We start from the raw sequence: 11970 nt of genomic DNA, 5'->3' as shown, positions 1-11970 counted from the left end.
AGTTTTGTCAGTAATAACAACGTGAAAAGTAGTAAAAGGTAAATCAATGAATCTACACGAGTATCAAGCGAAAGCTTTGTTAAAAAAATATGGAATGCCAGTTCAAGAAGGATTAATTGCATCCAATGCCGATGAAGCTGTTAAAGCCTTTGAACAACTAGGCGGTAAATTTGCGGTCATGAAAGCGCAAGTTCATGCTGGTGGTCGTGGTAAAGCTGGTGGTGTAAAAGTTGTCAAAACGGCAAAAGAAGCGGCTGAATATGCAAATAGCATTTTAGGTACCCGCTTGGTTACATACCAAACCGATGCAAATGGACAACCTGTAAATAGTATTTTAGTTGCCGAAGACGTTTATCCAGTTGAGCGTGAATTATATTTAGGTGCAGTGGTTGATCGTTCAAGTCGTCGTATTACGTTCATGGCATCTACAGAAGGTGGTGTGGAAATTGAAAAAGTTGCTGAAGAAACACCAGAAAAAATTATTAAAGTTGAAGTCGATCCATTAGTTGGTTTACAACCTTTTCAAGCACGTGATGTTGCTTTTGCATTAAATTTAAAAGACGGTCAAATTAATAAGTTTGTAAAAATTATGACTGCGGCTTATCAAGCATTTGTAGAAAATGATTTTGCATTATTTGAAATTAATCCACTTTCTGTACGTGAAAATGGTGACATCCTTTGCGTAGATGCAAAAGTGGGTATTGATTCAAATGCATTATATCGTATACCAGAAGTTGCAGCTTTACGTGATACATCTCAAGAAAATGAGCGTGAATTAAAAGCATCCGAATTTGATTTAAACTACGTTGCGCTTGAAGGTAATATTGGTTGCATGGTGAATGGTGCTGGTTTAGCAATGGCAACCATGGACATCATTAAACTCTATGGTGGTCAACCAGCGAACTTCCTTGATGTTGGTGGTGGTGCAACAAAAGATCGCGTGATTGAAGCATTTAAAATTATTCTTGCTGATGACTCAGTACAAGGTGTATTAATTAATATCTTTGGTGGTATTGTTCGTTGTGACATGATTGCGGAAGCGATTATTGCAGCGGTTCAAGAAGTAAATGTTACTGTCCCAGTGGTTGTTCGTTTAGAAGGGAACAATGCTGAACTTGGTGCAAAATTACTAGATGAATCTGGTTTAACACTCATTTCTGCAAATGGCTTAGCCGATGCTGCAGAAAAAATTGTTGCTGCAGTAAAAGGGTAAGGAGTCATTCATGAGCGTATTAATTAATAAAGACACAAAAGTATTGGTTCAAGGTTTTACTGGTAAAAATGGTACTTTCCATTCTGCACAAGCATTAGATTATGGAACTAAGGTTGTAGGCGGTGTTACACCAGGTAAAGGTGGACAAGTACACCTTGACCTTCCAGTATTTAATACGATGAAAGATGCGGTAAGAGAAACAGGTGCTGATGCCTCTGTGATTTATGTACCCGCACCTTATGTTTTAGATTCGATTATTGAAGCTGTCGATTCAGGTGTAGAGTTAATTGTAGTCATTACTGAAGGTGTACCAACTCTGGATATGCTGAAAGCAAAACGCTATTTAGAAACAAATGGTAATGGAACACGTTTAGTTGGACCAAACTGTCCAGGTGTAATCACACCCGGTGAGTGTAAAATTGGTATTATGCCAGGACATATTCATTTACCAGGACGTATTGGTATTATCTCTCGTTCAGGTACTTTGACTTATGAAGCTGTAGCACAAACGACTAAGCTTGGTTTAGGTCAGTCTACTTGTATTGGTATTGGTGGTGATCCAATTCCAGGAATGAACCAAATCGATTGCTTGAAGTTATTCCAAGAAGATCCACAAACTGATGCCATCATTATGATTGGTGAAATTGGTGGAACAGCGGAAGAAGAAGCAGCAGAATATATTAAGTCAAATGTGACTAAACCTGTTGTTGGTTATATTGCTGGTGTAACAGCTCCGAAAGGAAAACGTATGGGACATGCTGGTGCAATTATTTCTGGTGGTCAAGGTACTGCAGAAGAAAAATTCGCTGCATTTGAACGTGCAGGAATGGCATATACACGTAGTCCAGCAGAACTTGGCTCAACAATGTATGAAGTATTAAAAGATAAAGGTATGCTTTAATTTACTCTATCTGATGCTTTAAAAATCCCCGCTTTTGCGGGGATTTTTTTCATATAAAATAATGAAAAAAAACGCAATGATTGGGGTGATCATTGCGTAGAAAGCGAATATAGATTTCTCTATATTCGAAAGGAGAAATTTTAGTTTTATGAAACGTTAATGTATTTATGTTATGGGTTCATTATATATAAATAAAAAGCAAAATGAAACAATAATATTTAAAATAATGTAAAATAATTATATTTAAGATGTTTTTTATGTGATTTTTTTTGCATAAAATAGGCAAAACTTAATGATTTAGAGGTTTTGCCTAAAGTGTAATTTAAAAATGGAAAACACCGAGACCAGATTTGACTTCATCTAGTGTCTGTTGGGTAATTAAACGGCATTTATCGGTTCCAGTTTTTAAAATATCCATAATGTAATCTGGATCTTTTGCCAACTCAATACGACGTTCACGGATAGGACCAATAAGCTCTTTTAGAACTTCTTCGAGGCGTTTTTTGACCGTACCATCCCCTAAACCACCACGACGATAATGTGCTTTAAGTTCTTCTACTTCTTCCTTATTTGGATCAAAAGCATCTAAATATGTAAATACAATATTGCCTTCAACTTGACCTGGATCTTCAATGCGTAAATGATTCGGATCGGTATACATTGCATTGACCGCTCTTTTAATATCTTTATCTGTCGCATCTAAAACAATCGTATTACCGAGTGATTTCGACATTTTAGCTTTACCATCAAAACCAGGTAAACGGCTCATATTAGAAAGAAGTGCTTTACATTCAGGCAATAAGTCTTGCCCAAGTTGTCGATTGATACGACGCACGACTTCATTGGTTTGTTCAATCATTGGAATTTGATCTTCACCAACTGGTACAATGGTTGCTTTAAATGCAGTGATATCTGCAGCTTGTGCAATTGGGTAGCATAAAAAACCAGCTGGAATGTCACGCTCAAAGCCACGGAGTTGAATTTCAGCTTTAATGGTTGGATTTCGTTCTAAACGAGATACAGTCACAAAGTTTAAATACAACATGGTGAGTTCATTTAATGCTGGAAGGCAAGATTGAACGCAAATCGTGGTTTTAGTTGGGTCAATTCCAACAGCTAAATAATCTGTTGCAACTTCAATAATATTGCGACGTACTTTCTCGAAATTATCTGCATTATCTGTTAATGCTTGAGCATCGGCTAAAAGTAAATGTTGATGATGTGAATCTTGTAATCCTACACGTGAACGCAAAGAACCTACAAAGTGGCCGAGATGAAGTTGCCCAGTCGGGCGATCACCAGTTAATATGACTGGGCGATTGTCTTGATTACTCATTATTTATTCCGAAAAGTAGTCAATGCTATATTTAGCTGTATAAGAAATGCATATATTGTACGGTAATTTTTTTTTTTATGTCAGCAATAAAAGTTGAAAAATATAAAGAAGCCTGAGTATTATCAGTTTGGTGATCGCTTTAAACATATGGAAATTCTTTGATGTAGATTCGCAACAAGCTTATCAAACGACCACATTACGAAATAAACGCACAGAAATAAAAGGATTAGCCTAGTCAAGGTTTATAAGGAATTAAAGTAGAAGATGATTCTTTGCAAAGAAGGTTCTTAGATCACATTGTTCCAGACATAGTATGAGTATTGAACGAAAAAATGGTTTCAGCTTGTCTGGCTATTGATCTGGATAAATAATAATCTGTGATATGTTTAATCAAAACATTTAAACATCACTTATTGTAAAAAAAAGTTAATTAAATTATTACGTCAGTAAAAAAAGTTATTATGATTTACATAGAAAGTTAGATGTAAAGTCAAATTTATCACTGTATATCTTTTCTATGTTCCCTATTCTTAAAATGGTAGTGCAATGGGTAGTTTCTTATTTTTACAGATTTTTACAGTTATTTTTGCACTTTCAATTGCAACGACAATTTTTAATAAAAGAATTTTAGGATTTCCACAAGCGATTGGTGTACCTATTGTTTCTGCGATTTTAGTATTCTTATTGCAATGGGGAGCAAGCCTACTCAGTGGTAATCCATTTTTAACCATTAATATTAGTAATATTGAGGCTGCCGTTCGGCATATTGATTTCTATAATTTTCTAATTAATGGCGTTATTTGTTTCATTTTAACATCTTCCGCACTGAAGTTTAAAGTCTCAGATTTAACCAATTATTGGAAACCGATTAGTATTTTAGCCAGTATTGCTTTAGTTCTTTGTGCAGTATTCTTTGGTCTAGCTTTATATGGTTTTCAATTTTTAATTGGCGGACAAGTTGAGTTACTGGTCTTATTACTTTTAGGTGCTGCTTTAGGAGCAACAGACCCTATAGGAATTAAAAGTGTACTCAGTTCTGTGAAGGCACCACATCATTTAATGGTCAAGCTTGAAGGGGAATCATTGTTTAATGATGCAATGTGTATTGCATTATTTATGACCTTGTTAAATGTATTAAAAGGACATCATTTTACTTTTTTTGGTGTATTAGAAACGCTTTTATATGAAATTGTGGTTGCTGTTATTATTGGTTGGGGTGTTGGATTGGCTATTTTACGTTTACTTCGTGGTAAACATGAAATGGAATCTTTAATTTTAACAACAGCACTGCTGGCTTGTGGATCTTATCTAATCGCTTTATATGCACATGCATCTGCACCAATTGCCTGTGTGATAGGGGGGTTAATTGTTGGTAATAAATGGAATGAAATTTTAGCAGAAAGAGAAGTGCGCGAAGTTAACCATTTTTGGCATACTGTTGAAGGGATTATTAATTCATTTTTATTTACGTTAATTGGTTTAGAACTATTTATTATTGATCTAAGTGTGCAATTAATATTGGGCGGAATAGTTGCATTTATTATTTTACATTTGGCTCGTTTTGCTGCAAACTTTTTGGCTTTCTCCTTTTTTCCATCATTTCGAAAAAATAGTTATAACGGTAGTTTATCAATATTGTCATGGGGCGGTGTTCGGGGAGGGATTTCATTGGCATTAATTTTGGCAGTTGCCAATATTCCTGAACTTAGAGAATATAGTAGTATTTTAATTGGTTATACCTTTATTGTTGTATTGCTTTCAGGTGTAGTCTGTGGTTTGGGCTTGCCTGCAGTGATGAATGCTTTTTATTATAACCCAAATGAAGAAACAACTGGATTTAAAGGTTTATATCAACGTTTATGTAATAAAATGAATCGTAAAGGTTTTAAGTATATTGTTGGGGAAGATGCACAAGGCAATGAAACAATTACAGTTTATCAACCCGAAAACATTGTCGATCAGAAAATGGAAGATGGTGTTGCAGCCCTGCATCATCCAGATAAAGTACAAGAAGTGAAGCAGTTGGAAAATCCGAAAAACTTTTAACAAGTGATGAATTTTCTTTTTTGGATTGATGGTGAATGAGGTCGAATAAGACCTCTTTTCTTTTGTATGTTTAATGTGAGGATATTTGGTATAAAATTATCAATGAAAATTGGCTAGATAATAAATAAATCTTTTATTCTTAATGGGTTATAATAAAAAAATATAAAACTTTCATTCTAAGCGTAGTTTGATAAGCTCATGATTGTGAATAAAAAAATAAAATAGATCTATTGTTTTGTACTTATATCGTATTTAATCATAGATAAACTAAGATAAATTAAATATTTATAATAAATTTAGTTTATGATTTTGCATCTTAATAACAATACTGAGAAATAAGAGTGTTTAAGTCATTTTTCCCAAATCCTAAATGGTTTTTTAGCTCATTGCTATTATGGTTGGCTGTCAATATCGCATTATGGTATTCGGGAGGGCAAACATGGGGACAACACATTGGTTTGGCTACAATTGCAAATGACCAACTTCCTATTGGGATTAGTCGTTTTTGGTCAACTAATTTTCTATGGTTTTATCTTTGGTTTTTGGTTTCGACCATAATCTTTGCTTCATTCTGGCGCTGGCGATCGAATAATCCGTGGCAGGCATGGTCTGTATGGGGATCAGCATTTATTTTGTTTAATATTTGGTTTAATGTTCAAGTCAATGTTGTCATTAATGCGTGGTATAACCCATTTTATGATCTGATTCAAAAAATGATTAGTAATGGTGGGGGCGATGTAAATTTACTGTATGGCGAAACATTGACATTTATATATATTGCGATGGTCGCCGTTACTTTAGTGGTTTTTAATTTATTTATTGTCAGTCATTATATTTTCCGTTGGCGTACTGCAATGAATGACTTCTATACCCAAAATTGGGACAAACTACGTCATATAGAAGGTGCATCACAACGTATACAAGAAGATACCATGCGCTTTGCAAAAACAATGGAAGGCTTAGGTGTGAATCTCGTTGAAGCTGTTATGGTCTTGATTGCATTTTTGCCTGTACTTTTTCAATTATCTGTACACGTTAAAAGTCTACCAGTCGTGGGAGAAATTTCCCATGCTTTAATGTGGGCAGCAATGGTATGGGCAGTCTTTGGCACGGTAGTTTTAATGACGGTCGGTTATAAGCTACCAGGTTTGGAATTTAATAATCAGAAAGTTGAAGCAGCATATCGAAAAGAGTTGGTTTATGGTGAAGATCATGAAGATCGAGCTGAACCTTTAACATTAAAAGAATTATTTAGCCACGTGCGAAAAAATTATTTCCGTTTATATTTTCATTATGCATATTTTAACTTAGTTCGTATTTGGTATTTGCAACTTGATAACTTATTTGGTCTCTTTATGTTATTTCCAAGTATTGCAGCAGGAACCATTACCTTAGGTTTAATGATGCAAATTAACAATGTTTTTGGAAAAGTTCGAGAATCTTTTCAGTATTTAATTTCATCATGGACGACAATTATTGAATTGCTTTCTATTTATAAGCGTTTAAGAGCATTTGAAGCGACATTAGATGATTAAATTGTCACGATTTAAAACCCATGTTAATGGGTTTTAAATTAATGAATGATATTTAAACTTACAAGAAGAGAATCCCAGTTGCAGCACCAACAGCCATTATCCAAAGAGGATGTATTTTTTTGAGTACGCTCATTAAGGTAGTGACAATGACAATTGCAATGAGTAACCAATTTTGTGCAGATGCATCTGCAATAATGTATGCACTGACTAAAATAAGTCCAACTGTAATTGGTTTTAAGGCAGTTTCAAAACGTTCACGAAGCGGATGATCTTTAAAATTATTCCATAATTTAAGTGCAGAAATGGCAAGAATTGAAGATGGGCCAAATTTTGCAAGAGAGGTGACCAATAATCCAGCAGGACCAGCCACATGCCAACCCAGTAAAGGCACAATCATCATATTGGGACCAGGGGCTGCTTGTGCCATCGCAAACATGCTGCTAAATTCTGTGCGAGTTAACCATTGATGAACTTCAACAACTTGATGTTGCATTTCAGGTAAAATGGCATTTCCACCACCAAATGCCAAAAGGGAAAGTTGCGTAAAAACTAGTGCAAGTGTGAATAAAATCATTTACTTTTTACTCCTTTTGCAAAGCTTAAAACCAACATATTAATCGCGACTAAAATAAGCAATGTGAGTAACATTGGGATTTTAATGATCAGCATAAACAGTACAGTCATGCTAATGGTAAAAATTGTTAAATAGCTTTTTAAAATGGGTTTAAGCATTTTTAATGCCATCGCAAACAATAGACCTGCTGTTGCTGCGGCTAAACCTTGAATCATATGCTGAATGATCACAAGGTTTTGAAAATGTGCATATAATTCATATAAGGCAATCACAATAAGAGTTGGGGCAAAGATCAAACCGAGTATGGTGCTCAAGGCGCCTTTTATGCCATGAAATTGATAACCAATTGCCACTGCCATATTAATAATATTTCCGCCAGGAAGAATTTGACAAATACCTAACAGATGTGTGAACTCATCAGAGCTTAGCCATTTACGTTCTTCTACAATCATGTTGTGGGCTAAGGGAAGTACACCGCCAAAACCCATTAAGCCCAGCTTCATAAATCCTGTGAATAATTCCTTATTGCTAGGTCGAACATCATGTTCTAGAGAAATAATTTTAGTAGTCATTTCTTGACCTCGCTATCTTGGATGTGATTATTATGCTTGGGTAGAGGTATAATGAAAAATGCTTTTTTTTGCATGATTCATACTTTAAAAGTATGTCATGCCTTGTGAGAGGATAATTTAAATTGATTGATATTCAGAAATTAAAAGCATTTGTCGCTGTTGTAGAAGAAAGTAATATTTCACATGCCGCAGTGCGCTTAAATATACAACAACCTCCATTGACGAGAATTATCAAAAGTTTAGAAGATGAGCTGGGTGCACAACTTTTAAAACGCTTACCACGGGGTGTTGAGGTGACCGAAGCAGGTAAAGTGTTATATCAAGAAGCACTGGCAATTTTGGCACATGCTGACGTTATTCCTAAACGGGTGAAAAATATTTCACAAGGTTTAGAAGGGCAAATTAATATTGGCTTTACGAATTCGGTTGGATTACATTCATTTTTACCGAGTCTATTGCGAAATTTTAGAGAGATTTCCCCAGCTGTCGCGATTCATTTAGAAGAAGAAGGGAGTACTGCACTCATAGACTCTGTAATTAATGATAAAAATGATATTGTTTTTTTACGTAAACCTGCCCCGATTCGTACAGATTTAACATGTTTACATATTTTAGATGAGCCATTAATTGTGGCTTTGCCAAATAATCATCCCTTGGTTGAGAAAAAAGAAGCAATTCATCTTTTGGATTTAGAACCATATGATTTTGTTTTATACCGTCGTTTAGCAGGACAGGATCTATTTGATAGTATTTTAGCAAGTTGTTATATTGCAGGGTTTAGCCCAAAAATTGTTCAAGAGGCACCACGTCTCACCTCAAGTTTAAATTTAATTGCAGCGGGAATTGGTTTATCTATCGTGCCTGAATCAATTAAAGACTTCTGGAATAATCAAATTATATATAAAGTATTAAAGGCGGATACACCCTGTATTGCTCCGATTTATGCTGTCTATAAAGAAAAAATAGACAATATTCGATTAAATCATATATTATATTTACTAAACAAAAACATATGATAATCTAATTTTAAAATAAAATGATTATTTAGCTGAACTTTATATTTTGTCTTGAATTGAGCATGAATAATTTATGCACAATGAAGTGAAATAGATATTCAGATTATTATGGTAAATATAATGAAGTTTATTGCTATTCGGCAGCATCGTAGTGAATTCCCAAACCCCATCACATTTCAAAAAGGAACTTATCTAAATATTGGTGAGAAATATTTAGGGGAAAATAATTGGGATCATTGGTTCTTTTGTACCGTGGAAGGTCAAAGTGGCGGCTGGGTTCCTGAGCAAATTATTGATCGAGTAGATGAAAACTCTGGATATGCTTTAGAGAATTATACTGCTAAAGAATTAGAAGTGAATGCTGGAGATGAATTAAAAGTTGACCAGTCTTTGAATGGATGGATGTGGTGTACACGTATTCAAGATGGGGAAAGTGGTTGGGTTCCTGAAAATTTATTGGTTCAGAAATTGAAATAAAGCCTAAGTTGATGGATTATTTTAAATCAATGAAATATGGTTGTGATGGTTATGAAACAAATTGCTCAAATATCATTTTTTCTTGGCAGTAGTATTCTTGCACCAGTGAGTCTAGCTCAGAATATTCAACCGATGGTTTTTAGTCATGGTGAATGGGAAATTGCATGTAGTAATATTGGTACTTGCCGTGCGGCTGGATTTCAGTCAGAGAATACCGATGAAGACTTACAACCAGCATCCATATTAATCACGCGAAAAGCAGGTGAACGTCAACCTGTAAAAATTGAATATTTACTTTCTAATGATGAAGAACTCAGCATAAAAGATCCAATTCGACTTTGGCTAAATGGGCAAGATTATGGTGTAGTTTCAAGTCCCAAAAACACTGAAGAATTATTGAGCGGTGAATTTAACGGGAAGCAAGTACAAGCTTTACTGAAGCTGGCAAATCAGAATGTAAAGATAGAGTTTAAAAATAAAACGGAACATTGGATTGTTTCAGATGCAGGAATGACTGCGGTTTTATTAAAAATGGATGATTTTCAAAAACGCATAGGAACAATAGGTGCATTAATTCGTAAAGGAACAAAAAATGAGACAGGTATTTTAAAGCCACAGCCCAAAACTATTGTAAAACGAGTTAAAACCGATGAAAAAGAATATTTAACGTTAGCGCCTCATTCACCTCAATATAATAGCGTACTGTCTTCATTAAAAACTGCAAAAACCAAACAAAATGGAGCAGATGATAATTGTGAAGGTACTTATGACAGTGATCAAGACGGCTATAATTTTGGCAATATTCAATTATATAAATTAAGTCATCAACGTGTGCTTGCAACGATGTTGTGTTGGCGAGGTGCATATAATGCTGGGTATGGTGCTTGGGTTTTAAATGAGTCGTTACAAGGCCCAGCTGTGTTAGTCACTGATAGTATGACAGATCTTTCATCTGGTGAGCTATATGCCTCACATAAAGGAAGAGGGCTTGGAGATTGCTGGTCACATGAGCAATGGATTTGGAATGGTCAGAATTTTATACATACTGAAGAGGGCTGGACAGGTGTATGTAAAGGATTTGTAGGAGGCGCTTGGAGTTTAGAAAAAATTGAAACAGACGTTCGATAATAAAATATGAATTGCATGTTAAGCAGCGTATTTAGTATTTAGATTGTATCAAGGATTAAACTAATACTGGATAGAAATAATAGTTCTAGTTGCTGTGCATCTTTAGAGTTGAGTTTAAAGTTAAAATGACAGCTCTTTTTCTCCTGCTAAAGATCAGTTATTTTAAGTCGCCCGTCTTCTAGCGGATGTTCAACCATCACGCCATACATTGGCACTTCACATGATTATGAAAATTCGCTTGTCTAATTGAGTAGATGATATTTGTTTTTTCGCAATTATTCAGCGTTGGAAAATTTAGGTAATCGTGGTTCTCTTGGACACAACTTAAGGCATAACATGGAAATGTTGCCAATATTAAGAATTTAGATGTAATTATTTTTATATTAAAATTTATCCCATATTAACGTGACAACGATATTATATTGTATTTAAAAACTTGATAATGAAATGGGAAATCAAATCGAGTTGAAAAAAATAATTTAAAAAAATGTAATTTTAAAGTGAGATATTGTTTTTATATTTGACAAAAACTCCATTATATTTAAATCATTTACTTGTATGATAGATCCAAATTATTGATGTATTGGAACTAAAACAATGTGGAATTCAATTGCAAAAACAACGAATAAAAAAATAATACGCATGAGCCAAGTGATTGTTATAACGACAGCCTTAATTGGAATCACACAAACAACAATGGCAGGATCGAGCGTTGATCAATTAAGTGATTGTTTAGTACAGTCAACTACCGCAGCTGATAAAACAGCGGTATTACAATGGACGTTTGTGGCTTTATCTGCACATCCAGATTTAAAAGCGTTTAGTCAGGTAAGTCCAGAACAAAAACAGCAGTTGGATAAAAAAGTTGCTCAGGTCTTACAGCGTATTATTGTGGAACAATGTTCAGCTCAAACCAAAACCGTGATTCAACAAGAAGGAATAGAAGCAGTTGGAGACAGTTTTCAGGAACTTGGGCGTAGCACAGGCGAAGAAATTTTAAAGAATCCTGAAGTTAAGCAACAATTAAAAGGATTGGTTCGTTATATGGATTTAACCAAGTTAGTTACCACTTTTTTAACGCCTGATATTTGGAATAAACTGGGTTTGATGGGAGATAGATAAGTAAAGAACGATAACGATGAATAAAGTGAAGATTTTCATTGTGAAAAATT

Annotated in this window: 10 protein-coding genes and 1 pseudogene; 8 read left to right on the top strand and 3 right to left on the bottom strand. The window is 34.7% G+C overall.

Annotation, left to right across the window (positions count from 1 at the left end):
• Positions 1–43: 43 nt before the first annotated feature.
• A pseudogene (sucC, locus tag B9T31_RS09875) lies at positions 44–1213 on the top strand (ADP-forming succinate--CoA ligase subunit beta); the annotation flags it as partial.
• 10 nt (positions 1214–1223) lie between these two features.
• Complete coding sequence (sucD, locus tag B9T31_RS09870; RefSeq protein WP_086181793.1) at positions 1224–2114, top strand: succinate--CoA ligase subunit alpha; 891 nt, start codon at positions 1224–1226, stop codon at positions 2112–2114.
• A 322-nt stretch (positions 2115–2436) separates the two neighbouring features.
• Here the strand turns inward: sucD and trpS are convergent, their stop codons facing one another.
• Positions 2437–3450: a tryptophan--tRNA ligase gene (gene trpS, locus B9T31_RS09865; RefSeq protein ID WP_086181792.1), complete on the bottom strand. Its 1014-nt coding sequence runs from the start codon at positions 3448–3450 to the stop codon at positions 2437–2439.
• 546 nt (positions 3451–3996) lie between these two features.
• Between trpS and B9T31_RS09860 the strand changes: the two genes are divergently transcribed.
• The gene (locus B9T31_RS09860; RefSeq protein ID WP_086181791.1) at positions 3997–5496 is read left to right on the top strand and encodes a cation:proton antiporter; all 1500 of its coding nucleotides are present in this window, start codon (positions 3997–3999) and stop codon (positions 5494–5496) included.
• Positions 5497–5837: 341 nt separating this feature from the next.
• Positions 5838–7031 carry a peptide antibiotic transporter SbmA gene (sbmA, locus tag B9T31_RS09855; RefSeq protein ID WP_086181790.1) on the top strand — a complete coding sequence of 398 codons (1194 nt, stop codon included), beginning with the start codon at positions 5838–5840 and terminating at the stop codon, positions 7029–7031.
• Positions 7032–7089: 58 nt separating this feature from the next.
• Here sbmA and B9T31_RS09850 read toward each other — a convergent pair whose 3' ends face one another.
• Positions 7090–7605 (bottom strand): chromate transporter, encoded by a 516-nt coding sequence (locus tag B9T31_RS09850; protein ID WP_086181789.1) that lies wholly within the window; start codon positions 7603–7605, stop codon positions 7090–7092.
• Positions 7602–8177: a chromate transporter gene (locus B9T31_RS09845; RefSeq protein WP_086181788.1), complete on the bottom strand. Its 576-nt coding sequence runs from the start codon at positions 8175–8177 to the stop codon at positions 7602–7604. Before B9T31_RS09845 ends, B9T31_RS09850 begins: the two co-directional genes overlap by 4 nt.
• 122 nt (positions 8178–8299) lie before the next feature.
• Between B9T31_RS09845 and B9T31_RS09840 the strand changes: the two genes are divergently transcribed.
• The 4 genes from B9T31_RS09840 to B9T31_RS09825 all read left to right on the top strand — a co-directional run bounded on the left by B9T31_RS09840 (position 8300) and on the right by B9T31_RS09825 (position 11920).
• Entirely contained in the window at positions 8300–9193 is an 894-nt protein-coding gene (locus B9T31_RS09840; RefSeq protein ID WP_086181787.1) for a LysR family transcriptional regulator, read from the top strand.
• Positions 9194–9313: 120 nt separating this feature from the next.
• Positions 9314–9670: an SH3 domain-containing protein gene (locus B9T31_RS09835; protein WP_086181786.1), complete on the top strand. Its 357-nt coding sequence runs from the start codon at positions 9314–9316 to the stop codon at positions 9668–9670.
• A gap of 51 nt (positions 9671–9721) precedes the next feature.
• On the top strand, positions 9722–10798 hold the full coding sequence (locus B9T31_RS09830) for a DUF1176 domain-containing protein (RefSeq protein ID WP_086181901.1): 1077 nt from the start codon (positions 9722–9724) through the stop codon (positions 10796–10798).
• A gap of 642 nt (positions 10799–11440) precedes the next feature.
• Positions 11441–11920, top strand: a complete 480-nt coding sequence (locus B9T31_RS09825) for a hypothetical protein (protein ID WP_416202533.1) — start codon at positions 11441–11443, stop codon at positions 11918–11920.
• Positions 11921–11970 lie beyond the last annotated feature (50 nt).

Source organism: Acinetobacter sp. ANC 4558 (genome assembly GCF_002135375.1).
Classification (GTDB): domain Bacteria; phylum Pseudomonadota; class Gammaproteobacteria; order Pseudomonadales; family Moraxellaceae; genus Acinetobacter.
The sequence above is the reverse complement of the archived record's forward strand: the minus strand, read 5'-3'. Positions and strand labels throughout refer to the sequence as shown.